At 68.5% G+C, this 17851-nt stretch carries 12 protein-coding genes; 8 read left to right on the top strand and 4 right to left on the bottom strand.

Features of this window, described 5'->3' with window-relative positions; translation table 11 throughout:
• Window positions 1-3: 3 nt before the first annotated feature.
• Window positions 4-1101 (bottom strand): polyprenyl synthetase family protein, encoded by a 1098-nt coding sequence (locus AC1AYX_RS01715; RefSeq protein WP_476501872.1) that lies wholly within the window; start codon window positions 1099-1101, stop codon window positions 4-6.
• Between the two features lie 185 nt (window positions 1102-1286).
• Here AC1AYX_RS01715 and AC1AYX_RS01710 point away from each other — a divergent pair, with 185 nt between their 5' ends.
• From AC1AYX_RS01710 to AC1AYX_RS01690, 5 genes are all read left to right on the top strand, one after another.
• A complete protein-coding gene (locus AC1AYX_RS01710; RefSeq protein WP_476501871.1) occupies window positions 1287-1991 on the top strand; it encodes a DUF4192 domain-containing protein in 705 nt (234 codons plus the stop codon).
• Window positions 1992-2145: 154 nt separating this feature from the next.
• Complete coding sequence (locus AC1AYX_RS01705) at window positions 2146-3564, top strand: RNA polymerase sigma factor (protein WP_476501870.1); 1419 nt, start codon at window positions 2146-2148, stop codon at window positions 3562-3564.
• 41 nt (window positions 3565-3605) lie between these two features.
• Window positions 3606-5894 carry a DNA gyrase/topoisomerase IV subunit B gene (locus tag AC1AYX_RS01700; protein WP_476501869.1) on the top strand — a complete coding sequence of 763 codons (2289 nt, stop codon included), beginning with the start codon at window positions 3606-3608 and terminating at the stop codon, window positions 5892-5894.
• Between the two features lie 637 nt (window positions 5895-6531).
• The gene (locus AC1AYX_RS01695; RefSeq protein WP_476502025.1) at window positions 6532-7506 is read left to right on the top strand and encodes a ribokinase; all 975 of its coding nucleotides are present in this window, start codon (window positions 6532-6534) and stop codon (window positions 7504-7506) included.
• A 139-nt stretch (window positions 7507-7645) separates the two neighbouring features.
• Window positions 7646-8875 (top strand): MFS transporter, encoded by a 1230-nt coding sequence (locus AC1AYX_RS01690; protein ID WP_476501868.1) that lies wholly within the window; start codon window positions 7646-7648, stop codon window positions 8873-8875.
• A 3-nt stretch (window positions 8876-8878) separates the two neighbouring features.
• Here the strand turns inward: AC1AYX_RS01690 and AC1AYX_RS01685 are convergent, their stop codons facing one another.
• Complete coding sequence (locus AC1AYX_RS01685; RefSeq protein WP_476501867.1) at window positions 8879-10276, bottom strand: DUF4153 domain-containing protein; 1398 nt, start codon at window positions 10274-10276, stop codon at window positions 8879-8881.
• Between the two features lie 222 nt (window positions 10277-10498).
• Here AC1AYX_RS01685 and AC1AYX_RS01680 point away from each other — a divergent pair, with 222 nt between their 5' ends.
• From AC1AYX_RS01680 to AC1AYX_RS01670, 3 genes are all read left to right on the top strand, one after another.
• Window positions 10499-11077, top strand: coding sequence for a DUF2975 domain-containing protein (locus AC1AYX_RS01680; RefSeq protein WP_476501866.1), 579 nt, complete (start codon window positions 10499-10501; stop codon window positions 11075-11077).
• A complete protein-coding gene (locus AC1AYX_RS01675; protein ID WP_476501865.1) occupies window positions 11078-11284 on the top strand; it encodes a helix-turn-helix domain-containing protein in 207 nt (68 codons plus the stop codon).
• Between the two features lie 74 nt (window positions 11285-11358).
• A complete protein-coding gene (locus AC1AYX_RS01670) occupies window positions 11359-16212 on the top strand; it encodes a DEAD/DEAH box helicase (protein ID WP_476501864.1) in 4854 nt (1617 codons plus the stop codon).
• Window positions 16213-16227: 15 nt separating this feature from the next.
• Here AC1AYX_RS01670 and AC1AYX_RS01665 read toward each other — a convergent pair whose 3' ends face one another.
• Both AC1AYX_RS01665 and AC1AYX_RS01660 read right to left on the bottom strand, forming a co-directional pair.
• On the bottom strand, window positions 16228-16656 hold the full coding sequence (locus tag AC1AYX_RS01665; protein WP_476501863.1) for a hypothetical protein: 429 nt from the start codon (window positions 16654-16656) through the stop codon (window positions 16228-16230).
• Between the two features lie 2 nt (window positions 16657-16658).
• Entirely contained in the window at window positions 16659-17804 is a 1146-nt protein-coding gene (locus AC1AYX_RS01660; RefSeq protein WP_476501862.1) for a 4-hydroxybutyrate dehydrogenase, read from the bottom strand.
• Between the last annotated feature and the right edge of the window lie 47 nt (window positions 17805-17851).

The raw sequence follows: 17851 nt of genomic DNA, 5'->3' as shown, positions 1-17851 counted from the left end.
ACTCTAGCGTTCGGCCACGTCCGGCACGAAACGCGCGCACGCGTCCACGAGGCGCCTGCGGGAGTCCCCGTCGAGCCCAAGCGCGTCGATCGCGGCGAGCGAACGCTCCCACAGGCGCGTGATGCGTTCGCGTGAACGCATCACGGCGCCGGTCGAGGAGAACAGTCCGATGGCGCGGCGCACGTCCGCCTCGTCGCGTTCCGGCGCGCGGAACATCGCGGCGAGCTCGTCGTGCTCCGCGTCCGAGCCGGCCTCGAGCGCGTCGGCGAGGAGCACTGTGCGCTTGCCCTCGCGGATGTCGCCGCCCACCGGCTTGCCGCTCGTCCGGCTCGACCCGACCACGTCGATCAGATCGTCCTCCAATTGGAAGGCGAGTCCCAGCGGCACGCCCACGGAAAGCGCCCGGGCGCGCGCCTCGCCGCGTTCCGCGCCGGCCGCGAGCAGGGCGAGTTCGAGCGGCGCGATCGTCGTGTAGCTCGCCGTCTTCCATCGGAACACGCCGAGCGACGCCTCGGCCAGGGCGCGCGGGTCGTCCAGCGACGCCTGTTCGACCGCCAGGTCGAGGATCTGGCCGATCTCCACCTCGCGCTGCATGGTGAGGAACGCGGCGACCAGCGCGGACGGGTCGGCGAGCCGCCCGGCCGCGCTGTTGGCGATGTCGACGCATGCGGTGGCCAGGAGGTCGCCGAGCATGAGCCCCAGGCCGCGGCCGATCGCCGCGTCCCCCGTCCGGTCCTCCAGCGCCCGGTGCGCGCTCGGCTTGCCGCGGCGCAGGTCGGAGTCGTCGATGATGTCGTCGTGCACGAGCGCGGCCGTCTGGAACACCTCGATCGCGCACGCCATGTCCACCATCGCGTCGCGTGCCGCCGGGTCGCCGCCGAACGCGTCGTACGCGGCGAGGGCGAGCAGCGCGCGCAGGCGCTTGCCGCCTTCGCTGGACGTCACGCCCTGGCCCACGACCGCGTCCATCATCGACCGGCAGGCGGCGGGGATGGGGGAGTCCGCGCCGGCGGCGTCCTCGGCGGGCACGCCGGCCCGTTCGGCCACCAGGGCGGCGATGCGCGGTTCGATCAGGGACCTGTCAAGAGCTCTCAAATCCATGCCTCTAAGTTATCCACAATGACCGCCGAAAACAACCGGATGCGGAATCGGCTCCGGCAAAGGCCCGACGGGGTGTTATCCACATTGCCCGCGGGGCGTGCGCCGGCCACGCCCTGGCAGTCATACTGGCATCACGGCCGCGGGACCCCGCGGCCGCCGACCAATCGAACATCAAGGAGGATGCCATGACACGACACCGACGCAGAAGGAAGGACGCCTCGCCGGGCGCGGAAGGACGGGCCCATCGCCCCGTGCACGCCGACAGCCCCGACGAGTGCCGGGAGTTCCTCGATGGGCTCGACGAGCTCGACGGGGACGTGATCGACGGTCTCGTCGGCCAGCTGCGCGAGGAGCGGCGCGAGCGCGGCCCCGAGGCCGGCAACAACGAATGGATGGACGGGCCGCTCGACGAGTGGCTCGACAACATCGACCACGGCCGCGTCGACCTCGACGAGGAGACCATGGCCGCGATCGCCGTCGGCATGCACGAGGTGCTGGCGATGCGCGACGCGCTGATCCTGTCGCTGATCGTCGACCGCGCCGCCTGCGACAGGGACACGCTGATGGCCATACTGTCGCGGCCGCGCACGCCTCCCGTCTCCGCCCTGGTGCGCGATCTGATGACCGCGGCGTTCGAGGGCGACGACGGGCCGGACATGGACCGCTGCCGGGCGGGGGTGACGATGTTCTCCGCTATGGCCTGCCTGATGCCGCTGTCGATGACGGCGCAGCCGTTCGCCGCCATCGCCTACGTGCTGTGGTGGCTGGGCGACTGCCGCGCGCCAGTCTACGCGCTGCGCTCGCTCGCGGCCGACGAGGGGTGCACGCTGGCGGCGATCGTGCTGGGCGCGGCCGAACGCGGGCTCGGTCCGGCGTGCAGCTGCGTGTGAGCATGCGGCCCGTCCCCGCGGCGCGCGGATTCCTTCGCGACGGGAATAATCGTCCCTATGGGGTGGTTTACTCACATAGTTGACGATTTGCCCTTGCCAGAAGTGTGCCCATGTGGTATATGAGGCGGGGCGAGGAACCGCGAGGAGGATAAGTTTGGCTACCAAGAGCACGACGGCCGGCGACAAGACCGAGGACACCAAGGACACGAAGCCCGCCGCCGCCAAGAAAGCCAGCACCGCGCGCAGGACGGCCGCGAAGAAGACGGCCGCGAAGACCACGGCACGCAAGCCCGCCGCGAAGCGTCCGCGCAGGAAGAAGGACGAGCCGGCGAAGCCGGTCGAGGCGGACGAGGTCGACGAGCTGGACGACGAGAAGGACGATCTCGACGTCGACGACCTCGACGATCTCGACGAGGACCTGGACGGCGACGACGTCGACGACGAGTCGGACGACGCGGAGGACGAGGACTCCGACGACGACCTCGACGATGACGACGACTCCGAGGACGACGACGAGGACGACAAGCCCGCCGAGGTGGAGGAGCCCAAGCAGAAGGGCGCCTTCGTCGTGCGCGACGATGACGACGACTACGAGCCGCGTCCGCGCCGCCGCGGCGGCAAGATCGGCAACCCGAAGCGCCGCGTGATCACCGCCGGCGCCACCGCCGACCCGGTCAAGGACTACCTCAAGCAGATCGGCCGCGTCAACCTGCTGAACGCCGAGCAGGAGGTCGACCTGTCCGAGCGCATCGAGGCCGGCCTGTACGCCCAGCACCTGCTGGACACCGAGGGCGACACGATGGACTTCAAGCGCAAGCGCGAGCTCAAGTGGGCGGCGAACGACGGCAAGAAGGCCAAGGACCACCTGCTCGAGGCCAACCTGCGACTCGTCGTCTCCCTCGCCAAGCGCTACACCGGCCGCGGCATGCTCTTCCTCGACCTCATCCAGGAGGGCAACCTGGGCCTGATCCGCGCCGTCGAGAAGTTCGACTGGAAGAAGGGCTTCAAGTTCTCCACGTACGCGACCTGGTGGATCCGCCAGGCCATCACCCGCGCCATGGCCGACCAGGCGCGCACCATCCGCGTGCCCGTGCACATGGTGGAGGTCATCAACAAGCTCTCCCGCGTGCAGCGCCAGATGCTGCAGGATCTCGGCCGCGAGCCCACGCCGGACGAGCTGGCGCGCGAGCTCGACATGCCGGTCGAGAAGGTGCAGGAGGTGCAGAAGTACGGCCGCGAGCCGATCTCGCTGCACACCCCGCTCGGCGAGGACGGCGACTCCGAGTTCGGCGACCTCATCGAGGACACCGACGCCATCGCCCCGTCCGACGCGGTCGCGTTCTCGCTGCTCCAGGAGCAGTTCAAGAGCGTGCTTGAGACCCTTTCGCCGCGCGAGTCCGGCGTCATCAAGATGCGCTACGGCCTCGAGGACGGCCAGCCGAAGACCCTCGACGACATCGGCCGCGTGTACGGCGTGACCCGCGAACGCATCCGCCAGATCGAGTCGAAGACCATGTCGAAGCTGCGCCACCCGTCCCGTTCGCAGACGCTGCGCGACTTCCTGGATCAGTGATCGGCGGCCGCCGACCAACCATCGTTCAACACTAGGGGATTATGGCGAAAGAGGAATACGGCGCCAAGGACCTGGCCGTCCTTGAGGGCCTGGATGCGGTGCGCAAGCGTCCGGGCATGTACATCGGCACCACCGACTCGCAGGGCCTCATGCACTGCCTGTGGGAGATCATCGACAATTCCGTCGACGAGGCGTTGGCCGGGTTCTGCACGAACATCGTCGTGACGCTGCACACCGACGGGTCGATCGAGGTGGCGGACGACGGCCGCGGCATCCCGGTCGACAAGGAGCCGAAGACCAAGCTCACCGGCGTGGAGGTCGTGCTCACCAAGCTGCACGCCGGCGCGAAGTTCGGCAACTCCTCGTACAACGCGGTCGGCGGCCTGCACGGCGTCGGCTCGTCGGTCGTCAACGCGTTGAGCTCCCGTCTCGACGTGTGGGTGGACCGCGACGGGCTCACGCACCACATGTCGTTCCACCAGGGCCATCCGGGCGTGTACGCGGACGCCGACCCGGCGAATCCCTCGCCGGACTCGCCGTTCAAGCGCACGCGCAAGAACCGGCCCACCGAGCTCGAGATCGTCGGCAAGGTGCCCGCCAAGCGCACCGGCACGCGCATCCGCTACTGGGCGGACAAGGAGATCTTCAACAGCACCGCCGAGTTCTCCTACGAGCAGCTCATCGACCGCGTGCGCCAGACCAGCTTCCTCGTGCCGGGCCTCAAGATCACCGTCATCGACGAGAACGTGCCCGAAACGGGCGACGCGTCGCTCGACGAGATGCGCGAGGTCGACGTGGCCGCGCCAGCCGAGGTCGACGCCGCGGCCGAAACCGGATCCGAGGCGGAGGCCGATGCCGCCGCATCCGTCGCCGTCACGTCGGGGGATTCCGCCCCGTCCGATGCGGTCGCCGTGGCGCAGGCCGACGCCGCCGCGCACACGCACGCCCGCGTCGAGGAGTTCCTCCACACCGGCGGCGTCAGGGACTTCGTCGACTTCCTCTCCCACGGCGAGCCCATCTCCGACATCTGGCGCATCCAGGGCGAAGGCACCTATGAGGAGGAGACGCAGGCCGTCGGCGAGAACGGCGAACTGCACGCCCAGAACGTGACGCGCACCTGCGGCGTCGACATCGCCCTCAGGTGGGTGAACGGCTACGACACGGTGATGCGCAGCTTCGTCAACATCATCGAGACGCCGGGCGGCGGCATGCACGTCGACGGACTGATGAACTCGATCACCCGGCAGGTGCGCAAGGCCGTCGAGGCGAACGCGCGCAAGCTCAAGGTGAACCTCAAGGACCAGCACATGCGCGTCGAACGCGACGACATCATGGCCGGACTCGTGGCCGTCGTCACCGTGCGCATCGCCGAACCCCAGTTCCAGGGCCAGACCAAGGACGTGCTCGGCACCGCGCAGGTCAAGCCAATCGTCACCCGCATGACCGACAAGCAGTTCGGCGAGATGATCATCGGCGCCAAGCGTGGCTACAAGGAGCAGTCGGCGCGCGTGCTCGAGAAGATCGTCGGCGAGATGCACGCCCGCGTCCAGTCGCGCAAGGCCAAGGAGGTCACGCGCCGCAAGAACGCGCTCGAATCCGCGTCGATGCCGTCGAAGCTGTCCGACTGCCAGCCGGGCAACGACGACGTGGCCGAACTGTTCATCGTCGAGGGCGACTCCGCGCTCGGCACCGCGAAGGCGGCCCGCAACTCCGGGTTCCAGGCGCTCCTGCCGATCCGAGGCAAGATCCTCAACGTGCAGAAGGCGTCGATCACGCAGATGCTGTCGAACAAGGAGTGCGCGGCCATCATCCAGGTGGTGGGCGCCGGAAGCGGCCAGAGCTTCGACATCGAACAGGCGCGCTACAACAAGGTCATCATGATGACCGATGCCGACGTGGACGGCGCGCACATCCGCATCCTGCTGCTCACCCTGTTCTACCGCTACATGCGCCCGCTCATCGAGCACGGCCACGTGTACGCGGCCGTGCCGCCGCTGCACCGCATCGCGCTCGCCGGTTCGCACAAGGGCGAGTACATCTACACGTATTCGGACGACGAGCTCGCCGGCAAGCTCGCCGACCTGGACCGCCGCCACATCTCCTACAACCCGGACATCCAACGCTACAAGGGTCTGGGCGAGATGGACGCCGACCAGCTGGCCGACACGACGATGGATCCGCGCACGCGCATGCTGCGCCGCATCCGCATGGAGGACGCCGCGCAGGCGGCCGAGATCTTCAGCCTGCTCATGGGCGACGACGTGCCGCCGCGCAAGGCGTTCATCGTCGAGAACGCGGACGACTTCGACCGTTCCAAGATCGACACCTGACGGTTCTCCCCATCGTGGGGATGCGGGAGGCGCGGGACGCCCGGTCGCGTGATGTCGCGGCCGGGCGTCTCCGCATATGTGTGTGGTTTGTGCGCAACCGCTACTATGCTTGTCCGATGTGAATACCGAGATGAGCGCAGAAGAAAGCGACGGCATGGACGCGGAACCGACGGAGGGGTTCGTGTCCGAACCTCCGGCGGACACCGAACGCATCCCCGTGATCCATCCCGACGCGGCGGCGATGCCCGCGGCGATTCCCCCCGTCACGCCGATGAGCGAACGGTCGAAGATCCAGTCGCAGGAGCGGCTCGCCTCCCTCGTGCACACCGTGGAGCAGGAGACGGCGGCCGCCGGTCTGCCATCGCCGCTCACCCAATCCCAGTCGCAGCCGCTCGTCGTGCAGGCCCCCACCCAGACCCAGCCGGTCGTGAAGGTGCCGTCGGTCGCGCGGCAGACGACGCCGCCGGTCGTCGCCAGGACGGCGGCCGCCAAACCGTCGCTGGCGAAGGCCGTGGTGGAGTCCGTCACCCAATCCATGCCGGCCGTCGTCACCAACGGCACCGGCTCCGGCCTGAAGCCGGTGATGATGACCGGCGTCATCCCCGCCGTCATCCTCGAGGGCGGCGCGCGCCCGGTCATGCCGCAGGAGGTGCGCGACCGGCTGATCAGCCTCGAACGCGCCGAGGGGTCGGTCGCCGTCGTCGGCTCGATGAACGCCGACTACACGGTGACCACTCGACGGCTGCCCGAACCGGGCGAGACCGTCAGGGGAGGGGCGTTGAAGATCCTGCCCGGCGGCAAGGGCGCGAACCAGGCGTCCGCCGCCGCGCGTCTCGGCGCCAACGTGTGCATGTACGGCGCGGTCGGCGACGACGTGAACGCCGACTTCCTGCTCGGCGAACTCGACGCGGCCGGCGTCGACACGAGCGAGATCCTGCGCGCCGAAGGCGCCAGCGGCACCACGGTCATCACCGTGGACGCCGACGGCGAGAACACGATCGTCTACTCGCCGGGCGCGAACGGCAAGGTGAGCGCCGGCTACGTGCAGTCGCACCGCGAGGCGCTCGCCGCCGCGAGCGTGCTCGGCCTGTGCCTGGAAAGCCCGATGACCACCGTGATCGCCGCCGCCGAGGCCGCGCACGCGGACGGCGTCACCGTGCTGCTCAACGAATCCCCGTTCCTGCCCGAACTGCCGCACGAGCTCGTCACGTCCACCGACATCCTGCTCGTCAACGAGCATGAGGCCGCCCAGCTGCTCGAACTGGACGAGCCGGACGGCGGCGACTGGTCGGGCTGCGACTGGGACGACGTGGTTTCGCGCATCGCCGACTACGGGTTCGAGCGCGCGATCGTCACGCTCGGCGACCAGGGTTCCATCGTCATCGAGAACTACCGCTGGTACCGCGTCGACGTGGCGAAGGTGCCCGCCAAGGACACGACCGGCTGCGGCGACGCGTTCATGGGCACCGTGCTCTCCGGTCTCGCCGCCGGCTACACGCTGCTCGAATCCGCGCAGATGGCCTCCTACGTGGCCGGCTACGCTGCCACGCGCCTCGGCGCGCAGGCGTCGTTCGGCTCGGCCGCCGACGTGCTCGCCTACTTCTCCGCGTGATGGCCGCGGCGCGGTCGCCGTCTTCCGCCGCATACGGCCCCGGGACGCCTTCGGCGTGTCCCGGGGCCGTCCTGTCATGCGCCGCCCGCTAGTATGTACGAACGTACATAACGATTGACCGTCACAGTGGAGGGAAACCATGGCAAGCCTGCTGCTCGCCGTCATCTACGTCGCCTTCATATCGCTCGGCCTGCCCGATGCCCTGCTCGGCGCCGCATGGCCGACGATGAGCCAGGACCTCGGCGCCCCCGTCTCATGGGCGGGTGGCATCTCGATGACCATCTCCGCGGCGACTATCTGCTCCGCGCTCCTGTCCGACCGTCTCACCCTGCGGTTCGGCACGGGCCGCGTCACCGCCGCATCCGTCGCCATCACCGCCGCCGCCCTGATCGGCTTCTCCGTCGCCCCCAACTACTGGGTGCTGGTGCTCATCGCCATCCCCTACGGGCTGGGTGCCGGCGGCGTCGACGCCGCGCTCAACAACTATGTGGCCATCCACTACGAGAGCCGCCATATGAGCTGGCTGCACTGCATGTGGGGCGTCGGCGCGCTCATCGGCCCCTACGTGATGGGCCATGCGCTCGCCGGAGGGCAGGGTTGGCCATGGGGCTACCGGTACATCGGGTTCCTGCAGATCGGCCTGACCGCGATCCTCATCCTCAGCCTGCCGTTGTGGAAGTCGCGCAAGGCGGCCGCGGCTCCGGCTCCCTCCGGGCCCGACGCCGATTCCGATTCCGACGCCGGTTCCGGTGACGGCGCGCAGGGCGCCCCGTCCGTGGAGCCCCGCAAGCCGCTCGGCCTCAAAGGCGTGCTCGCCATCCGCGGCGCGCGCGAGATCCTCATCATGTTCCTGTGCTATTGCGCCATCGAGCAGACCGCCATGCTGTGGGGCTCCAGCTACATGGTGCTCGGCCAGGGCATCGACAAGACCACCGCCGCCCGCTGGGCCAGCCTGTTCTGCATCGGCATCACCGTGGGCCGCGGCCTGAGCGGCTTCATCACGATGAAGCTGTCCGACCCGGCGATGATCCGCCTCGGACAGGCGCTCATCGCGCTCGGCGCCGTCACCATGCTCATCCCGCTGCCGGACCACATCGGCGTGCTTGCCGGCCTCATGATCGTCGGCCTCGGCTGCGCGCCCGTCTACCCGTGCGTCATCCACTCCACGCCCGGATACTTCGGCGAGGAGAACTCGCAGGCCATCATCGGCGTGCAGATGGCGTTCGCCTACGTCGGCTCCATGCTCATGCCGCCGCTGTTCGGACTCATCGCCCAGTACGTGAGCATCGGCCTGTTCCCGTTCTATCTGTTCGCGTTCCTCCTGCTCATGGTCGCCATGCACGAGATCCTGCGTCGCAAGCGCGCATGACGGTCACATCGCCGCCATCGCGCCCGCCGCGTCGAACCCGTGGGCCGCGTTGTACGCGTCGACCAACGCCATCGGATCGCACCATCCGAGCGCGACGTACCAGACGACGAACAGGACGAAGCACGTCGCGACCAACGGCAGCCGGTCCACGCGCATGCGCACCGTCGCCGTCTTCACGAGACACAGCACAAGCACCACGGCCAGCAGGCCGATGAACGTCAACGACGCGAACCTCAGCCACGTGAGCCCGTACGCGCCCACATACAGGCCGAGCCGCATGCCCGCCGAGACCAGCATCACGCCCGTCGCCGCGACGAGCGCGACGAGCATCGCCGTCACCGTGCGCGTGCGCGGCGCGTAGGAAAGCACGACGCCGAACACGCCCAGATCAATCGCGGCGACCAGCAACAGCTGGAAGAACCCTCCACGCGCATACTCGGCGTACGTCATGCCGTCCGGCAGGCCCGCGCCGGCGAACAGGAACGCGAACTGCACCGCGCAGAACACGGCGTACAGGGCGAGCACCGCGCCCAGCACGATCGCCGTCACCATCGGATCCAACGACAACGAGATCCGCCTGCCGTACAGTCCGGCGACCGCGCCATCGCGCATGTCCTGGTTCGCGAGCAGCGAGAACATGAACGGGAGCGCGGTCAGCACGAACCCCGCATGCCAGGCGAACGCCATCACGTCGACGTCCGCGGCGAGGCGGGAGAGGGCGTAGGCGAAGACCATGTCGGCGCTCGCCAGCAGCGTGCCCAGGACGACGAGCATCGGCACGGCGATGGCCATCGCCAGTCCGACGCGTCGCATCGTCGGACGACGGTCGCCGTTCGGGACGGTGTGGGTGGTGGTGCGGGCGATTCCGGCGACGGCCCTGCCGAACGCTCCCAATCCGGAGAACGGCTGCACCGCCCAGCCGGTCAGCCAGCGCAGCGCGACGCCGGCGGGACGCCATGCGTCGAACCGGCCGTTCACGAGCTGTAGATGCAGCATGAGCAGCGCGGGCACGGCCAGGAACATCGTGAGCGGATAGGTGACGTCGTACGCCGTGAGCGCGCCGGCCATGTCCGTCGCCGTCCAGGCGGCGCAGGCGACGACGGCCGCGGCGACGAACCACGTCAGCGGGCGGCGGGAGGCCGTCCGCCAGTGCAGCAGGGTCGTCGCCGCCACGCAGACGGCCCAGAAGACGGCGATCGGCATGAACGGGGATGCGTATCGGAACGGCGCCGCGATGACGAGACGGTCGAACGCCACGACGACGAGCAGTGAGACGGCGAGCGTGAGGATGGTCCGCGTCGAGGGTTTCGCGGCGGCGGGTGACGGCCGTGCGGTCGTTGGCCGCGTGGCGGGTGGTTGCGTAACGGGTGGTTGCGTGGTGGTCGATGGTTGCGGATTCATGTCGTGCTCCTTCGATGATGCGGGCGGCGGGCCGTCCGTCGCTTCGTCGTGCTTCGCCCTCACCGTAAGCTATCGAAAAACGATAGATGATTATCAAGATACGATTCTTCACCGAATTTGCATATCGAATTTCGATAGGTTATTATCGTCGTGCGATTGCAATGATGTGCCGTGCCCATATGGATGGGTTCAGGTGCATGCGATAAGGAAGGCGGTGGGCATATGGCTGGCGTCGATCGATCGGACGGGAGTGATGTGCCCGACGTGCGGCTCTGGAAGGAGTATCACCCCACGGCGATCGCCGTGCTCAAGGCGATGATCGTCCTCTTCGAACTGATCTGCCTGTGGGGGCAGTGCGCCGTGGTCGTACTCTCCGGCGACATCGTCGCCGCGTACCCGGAGCTCGCCTCCGCCCGATGGCCGTACGCCATCGCCGGCGTGCTTGGCATCCTGTGCTTCGAGGTCGCGCTGATCCCCCTGTGGCGGCTGCTCACGCTCGCCAGACGGCGCGACGTGTTCTCCGGCAAGGCCGTCACGTGGGCCGACGCCATCATCGCATGCGCCGCCGCCGAAGGCGCGCTCGTCCTGTTCGTGCTGCTCTACGGATTGCTCGCGCACGCCGAATACTACGATCCGGCCCAAGGCGTCGCCACGGACGTCGCGATGGGCGCCGCCGCCATGAGCGCGGTGTGCGTCGTCGCATTGCTGCTCATCGCCGCGTTCGTTCTCCTCATGCTCGTCATGAGGTCCCTGCTCAAAGCCGCCATCGCGCAACGCGACGAACTCGAGGCGGTGATCTGAATGGCGATCCGCGTGAATATCGACGTCATGCTCGCCAAACGCAAGATGAGCGTCGGCGAGCTCGCCGAGCGCATCGGCATCACGCCCGTCAACGTATCCGTGCTCAAGAACGGCCGCGCCAAGGCGATACGCTTCACCACGCTCGACCGGCTCTGCGCGGCCCTCGACTGCCAGCCCGGCGACATCCTCGAATACGTGGAGGACTGACCGGCCAGAGCCATCGGGCCGAGGTCCGGGCGGGCGTGTGTCGCGTGTCCGCGGCCGAGCCGATAATCGAACATATGTGCGAAGGATTGGAATCGTTCTCGGAGCCCACGAGGGTCTGGTTCCAGCGCGCCTTCGGCGAGCCGACCGAAGCCCAGCGCGGGGCATGGCCGGCCATCCGTTCCGGCAGGCACGTGCTCGTCGTCGCCCCTACCGGTTCCGGCAAGACCCTCGCCGCCTTCCTCTCCGCCATCGACCGCCTGATGGGAGCCTCCGAGAAACGTGCCGCCCACGGCGTGCGCATCCTCTACATCTCCCCGCTGAAGGCGCTCGCCGTCGACGTAGCCAGGAACCTCGAAACACCGCTCGACGGCATCGCCCGCGAATGCGAAACACTCGGCCTGCCCGCGCCGCGCATCCGCGTCGCCACGCGCAGCGGCGACACCACGCCCAAGGAACGCCGCGCCATCGCCGCCCACCCGCCGGACATCCTCGTCACCACACCCGAATCGCTCTACCTGCTGCTCACCTCCAAGGCGCGGCGCATCCTCAAGACCGTGGACACGGTCATCGTCGACGAAGTGCACGCGCTCGCCGGCACCAAGCGAGGCGCGCATCTCGCCCTGAGCCTCGAACGGCTCGACGGCCTCGTCGCCGCGGGCGCGCCCGTGCAGCGCATCGGCCTGTCCGCCACCGTGAACCCGCCCGCCGAAGCGGCGCGGTTCCTCGGCGGAAACCGGCCCGTCACGATCGTGAACCCCGGTTCGCGTCCCGACATGGATCTGAAGGTCGTCGAACCATTGACGGACATGCGCGACCTCTCCTCCGCGAACGTGCCGAACCGCGCCGGCGGCGTCGATTCGGCACGCGCCGACGCGCCCCGCATCTCCGGCGTGACGCCCGCCATGCAACGGCTCGCTGAACGCAAAGGCCTCGCCGGCCGCGATTCCTCCACGGCAATCATCGGCGCGGCAGGCGACCGCACAAGCGGGTCGATCTGGCCGGTGGTCGAGGCGAGCGTGCTCGACGAGATCCTCGCCCACCGGACCACGCTCGTGTTCGTCAACTCGCGCGGACTCGCCGAGAAGCTCACCGCGCGGTTGAACGACCTGTACGCCGAACGGCGGGGGAGCGGGGGCTCCGTCACCTCTCCCACGGCGGCAGACATGGGATCGCCCGAAGGGCGCGAACGGTTCGCCGCGCACTACGACGCGGTCGTCGGCGGCACCACGCAGCTCGTCGGCTCGCACAAGCCGGACGACGTAATCGCGATGGCGCACCACGGCTCCGTGTCGAAGGACCGGCGCAAACAGATCGAGGAACGGCTGAAGCGCGGCGAACTCAAATGTGTGGTCGCGACGAGCAGCCTCGAACTCGGCATCGACATGGGGTCGGTCGACCTCGTCATCCAGATCGCGCCGCCCCTGTCCGTCGCATCCGGACTGCAGCGCGTCGGTCGCGCCGACCACCACGTCGGCGGCGTCTCGCACGCCCTGTTCTACCCGCTGACGCGCGAACAGATCATCGGCGTCACCGCCGCCATCGAACGCATGCGCGCCGGCGGCCTCGAACCATTGGCCATACCGCGCAACCCGCTTGATGTCCTCGCCCAGCAGACCGTGGCCGCCGCCGCGATGGACGACCTCGATCCGGACGCCTGGTATGCGGCCGTACGCCGTGCCGCGCCGTTCGCCGAACTCGACCGGAGCATGTTCGACGCGGTCATGGGCATGCTCACCGGTGCCTACGACACCGAGGAGTTCTCCGCGTTCCGCCCGCCGCTCATGTGGAACCACGAGGCGAACCGCATCTCGGCGCGGCCCGGCGCGCAACGGCTCGCCGTCACCTCCGGCGGCACCATCCCGGACCGCGGCCTCTACACGGTCGTCCTGCCCGAAGCGGACGGCAACCAAGGGAGACGGAGGGTCGGCGAACTCGACGAGGAGATGGTGTACGAATCACGTGTCGGCGACGTCATCACGCTCGGCACCTCCACCTGGCAGATCCAGGAGATCACGCGCGATCGGGTCGTCGTCACGCCCGCCTCCGGCCGCACCGCGCGCCTGCCGTTCTGGCACGGCGAGGAATCCGGACGCGACGCCGGCTTCGGTCAAGCCAAAGGCCGCCTCATCCGCGACCTCGCCGCCGGCCTCACCATTTCCCGCTCCCCCCGTGAGGGGGAGCTGTCCGCGAAGCGGACAGCAATGACGACGACCGACCAACATTGCTCCCCCTTCGAGGGGGAGCTGTCCGCAAAGCGGACTGAGAGGGTATCACCGTCGTCCCCATCCTTCGCCCCGTCCGTCCTCGCGCGCCTCGCCGCCGACGGCCTCGACCGCAACGCCGTCGGCAACCTCGCCCGGCTGCTCGCCGAACAGCAGGCGGCCACCGGCGTCATCCCCTCCGACCGCACGATCGTCATCGAACGATGCCCGGACGAGGAAGGCGACCAACGCGTCATCATCCACTCGCCATATGGCAGACGCGTCCACGAACCATGGTCGATGGCCATCACCACGCGTCTGAAGCAACGCTACGGATTCGACGGGCAAGTCTACGCGGCCGACGACGGCATCGTCATCCGCATCCCCGACGGCGTCGGCGACATCCCCGCACGCGACCTGCTCCTGTTCGACCCCGACGAGCTCACGCGCATCGTCGAACGCGAGGTGGGGGAGAGCGTGCTCTACGCGGCACGGTTCCGTGAATGCGCCGCACGCTCCCTCTACCTGCCGCGCACCGAACCCGGCCGGCGCGTGCCGCTGTGGCAGCAGAGGCTCCGCGCCGCCCAACTGCTCGCCGCCGCACGCACGCGACGCAACTTCCCGCTGCTGCTCGAAACCGCGCGCGAATGCCTCCAGGACGTCTACGACCTCAAGGCGCTGCGCGACCTGATGACCGGACTCGACGCCGGAACCATCGTCATGAAGGACACGGCCACCGAAACGCCGTCCCCGTTCGCCGAGAACCTGCTGTTCGGCTTCGTCGGATCCGTCATGTACCAGTACGACGTGCCGCAGGCCGAACGCAGCGTGCGCATGCTGTCCATGGACCCCGATGTGCTCGAACGGCTGCTCGGCAACACCGACATGAGCGCCGTGCTCGACCCGGACGTGATCGCCGACGTCTCGCGGGAACTCGCCGGACGCACGTTCTGGAACGAACTCGCCGCCGACGACGTGATTGGACGCGTCACCCGCTACGCGAAGACCCACGGGCCGTTCACCGCGGACCGGATGATCGCCGACCTCGGCATCGACGCGACCGAAGCCGTGCACGCGCTGGACGAACTCGAACAGCGCGGCGAACTGCTGCACGGGCGGTTCATGGATGATGCTGGGGATGCCGGGGACGCCGACGGTGATGCGGACATGCCGGAGCGTGCGGGAAACAGGCCGACGCAATGGCTGCACCGCGATGTGTTCCGCCGCATCCGCGCACGGTCGCTCGCCAAGGCGCGCGAGGCGATACGGCCCGTGCCGGCTGCGGCGTTCCAGTCGTTCCTGCTGCAACGGCAGGGCGTCGGGCCGGTCGGCGGCGAGACATACGAGGGCGCGGACGGACTGATGCGCGTCATCGAACAACTCGAAGGCGTGGCTCTGCCCGCCGCCGTCTGGGAATCATCGGTGTTCCCGGCGCGCGTCGCCGGATACATGCCGGCCATGCTCGACGAACTGCTCGCCGGCGGCGAAGCGGTATGGGTCGGTTCCAAGACCAGCGGCACGAAACCCACCGATCCCGGCCTCATCGCCTTCCACCCCGCCGACTCCCCCCTGCTGGAACAGGAGTCCGGGGGAGAGACCACCGGAAAGAATCCTTATGCCGCGGCCATCCTCACCGCACTATCCTCCGGCGGCGCCTACCATGCGACCCAGCTCGCCGACGCCGCAAAACGCGTCTGGACCACGATCGCCGAGCCGGACATCGACGCCGCGACTGGCGAGATCCTCCTGCCCGAGTGGGATATGACACGCTTCGAGGAAGTGCTGTGGTCGCTCGTCTGGCAGGGGAAGGTGACCAACAGCTCGTTCGCACCCGTGCGCGCATTGGGCGCGGGCGCGCGCAAGGTGCGCACACCGTCGCGCTCGTCGCGTCGGCGCATCCGCATACGGCCCGCGACGCCGATGACGATGAGCGGACTGTGGTCCGTGGTCGCCGCGGCGGGCGAGGATGACGTGAACGATACGGGAACCGTGGAGCCTTCGCCGACGGCCGGCGACGAGCGGCGCGCGCTCGAACTGGTGGAGATTCTGCTCGACAGGTATGGCGTCATCGCCCAGCCGCTGGTCGACAAGGAGAATCTGCCCGGCGGATTCCCCGCGCTGTATCCGTTGCTCAAACGCATGGAGGAGCACGGGCGTCTCGCACGCGGCATGTTCGTCGAAGGATTCGGTGCCGCCCAATTCGCCGAACGGGAGACGGTCGACGAACTGCGGCGGACCGGAGACGACGGGCGCGGTGGAACTGGTGCGTCGGAGGTGTCGGGTGGACCGGGGGAGCCGGGCGTGGCGTTCGGGCATATGCGCTCGCCGGCGGCGTTGTCCGTGCTTGACCCGGCGAACCTGTACGGCTCGGCATTGCCTTGGCCGTCCGCGCCGGCGGACGCATCCAAGCCGGTGCGGCGCGAAGGCGGCATCGTCGTGCTGGCCGCCGGCGGGCCGGTCGCCTATGCGACACCGAAATCGAAGCATCTGACGGTGTTCGCCGGCGGCGTGCCGGACGCCGGGGCCGACGCGAGGCTGCGTCTCGGTCTGACCGAACTCGCCTACGCGCTGCGCCGCGGCGGCGCGGATGGTGCGGGAGGCGTGGCCGCGCGCACGGTCACGTTCGCCGACGTGAACGGCGTGCCGTTGAACGCACGCAACCAGTACACGCACGTCCTCCACCAGGCCGGTTTCACCCCCGTGCCGCAGGGCATGCGATTGTACTGAACGGGACGGGCGAGCTCAGCCGATTGCGGGACGCACGTCGAGCGTGCAGACGACGCCCGTCTCCCGGCGCACCCATTCGATGGCCTGCAACGCGGCGATATTCCACAGGGCGTGCGGGATGCCGCCCAGATCGGGTTGCTCCGCCCAGAAGGTCACGTCGTCGTCGAACACGGTGACGACCATATCCTCCTCGGCCGGGGTGATCATCCGGTACAGGCGTTTCGCGAGCGTCGCGACGAACTCGTTCGCGGCGGCGAACGTGTCGTTGAGATGCTGGTCGGCGGTCACGGGCGGGCCGACCAGCTCCCACGACTCCACGTCGGAGGCGTCCCAGTGCGCGGACTCGCCGCCAACCTTGCGTTCGATGGTCACGAACAAGCGGGCGAACTCGCCCGAAGTCAATCCCGTGACCCGCCTGCGCGTCGTCAGTTCGATGGGCGTCATCGTCAGTACAGCTCCTCGAAGATCTTGCGCACGCGAGCCGCGTCGAGCGGCACGTAGTTGTTGCGCATGAGGCGGGCCTGCGTGGTCATCACGCGGTCCGTGAACTCGGGCAGGTCCTCGCGGGTCACGCCGTACTCGTGCAGCGCCTTCTTCGGCAGCAGCTGGTCGATGAGCCTCTCCAGCTCGTCGTACACGTCGGCCACGTCGCAGCCGAGCAGTCCGGCGAGCACGCCGTTGAGCTTCGCGATCTCGCCGTCCGGCTTGATCTCCATGTAGTTGCGCAGCACGCCGGTGAACATCGCGTAGTTCGATTCGCCGTGCGGCACATGGTACTTGCCGCCCAGCTGGTAGCTCAGCGCGTGCACGGCCGCGCAGCCGCCCGTGTCGAAGCTGATGCCCGCGTAGTCGGAGGCGATGAGGAAGTCGGTCATCAGCTCGTTGCGCTTCACACGGCGCTTGTCGACGTCGCCCTCCGGGCCGCCGGCCTCGACGATCGCCTGGTAGCCGCCCACGATCATGCGCATCGCTTCATAGCCGAACAGGCGCGTGTACGGGGTCGCGTTCGGGGAGAGCGTGGATTCGACCGAATGCACGAGCGCGTCGAGCGAGCTGGTCATGAACACGTGGTCGGGCAGACCGTACAGGAGTTCGGGGATGAGCACCGCATGGTCGGCGAACATCTCCGGGCCGGCGATGCCCGCCTTGCAGCCGAGACGCGTGCGGTTGATGGCCGCGATCTCCGTGACCTCGCTGCCCGTGCCGCACGTCGTGGGCACGAGCACGAGACCCACCGTGCGCTTGAAGTCGGGCAGATGGTCGATGACCTCGTCGATCGACGCGCCGCCCGCCACGGCCACGATCTTCGACATGTCCATGACGGCGCCGCCGCCGATCGCGACGATGCGGTCATAATCGAACGCCTTCGCGTCCTCGATGATCGCGTCGATCATCACGTCGGTCGGCTCCTGGTTGCCGTACTTGTCGACGAGCAGCACGTGCGCGCCGTTGAGATGGGGCTCGAGGAACGCGTCGTGAATCATGCCGATGGTGACGACCAGGTCGCGCGGGCCGAGCCCGAACTCCTTGGCGAACTCCTCGACCGTGTCGAACTGGTGGATGTCCTTCGGGCCTACGGTGAGCATCTTCATGGATGTGCCTGCCTTTCCTTTGCGTGCCGTATGTGTCCGGTTATGTC

Source organism: Bifidobacterium sp. LH_419 (assembly GCF_056356955.1).
This window is presented reverse-complemented; position numbering and strand designations above follow the sequence as displayed.

Coding starts and splice junctions, on each gene's coding strand:
- AC1AYX_RS01695 (WP_476502025.1), top strand. CDS start 6,532: ATGCCGCAGGAGGTGCGCGACCGGCTGATCAGCCTCGAACGCGCCGAG.
- AC1AYX_RS01710 (WP_476501871.1), top strand. CDS start 1,287: ATGACACGACACCGACGCAGAAGGAAGGACGCCTCGCCGGGCGCGGAA.
- AC1AYX_RS01715 (WP_476501872.1), bottom strand. CDS start 1,101: ATGGATTTGAGAGCTCTTGACAGGTCCCTGATCGAACCGCGCATCGCC.
- AC1AYX_RS01665 (WP_476501863.1), bottom strand. CDS start 16,656: ATGACGCCCATCGAACTGACGACGCGCAGGCGGGTCACGGGATTGACT.
- AC1AYX_RS01690 (WP_476501868.1), top strand. CDS start 7,646: ATGGCAAGCCTGCTGCTCGCCGTCATCTACGTCGCCTTCATATCGCTC.
- AC1AYX_RS01685 (WP_476501867.1), bottom strand. CDS start 10,276: ATGAATCCGCAACCATCGACCACCACGCAACCACCCGTTACGCAACCA.
- AC1AYX_RS01670 (WP_476501864.1), top strand. CDS start 11,359: ATGTGCGAAGGATTGGAATCGTTCTCGGAGCCCACGAGGGTCTGGTTC.
- AC1AYX_RS01675 (WP_476501865.1), top strand. CDS start 11,078: ATGGCGATCCGCGTGAATATCGACGTCATGCTCGCCAAACGCAAGATG.
- AC1AYX_RS01680 (WP_476501866.1), top strand. CDS start 10,499: ATGGCTGGCGTCGATCGATCGGACGGGAGTGATGTGCCCGACGTGCGG.
- AC1AYX_RS01660 (WP_476501862.1), bottom strand. CDS start 17,804: ATGAAGATGCTCACCGTAGGCCCGAAGGACATCCACCAGTTCGACACG.
- AC1AYX_RS01700 (WP_476501869.1), top strand. CDS start 3,606: ATGGCGAAAGAGGAATACGGCGCCAAGGACCTGGCCGTCCTTGAGGGC.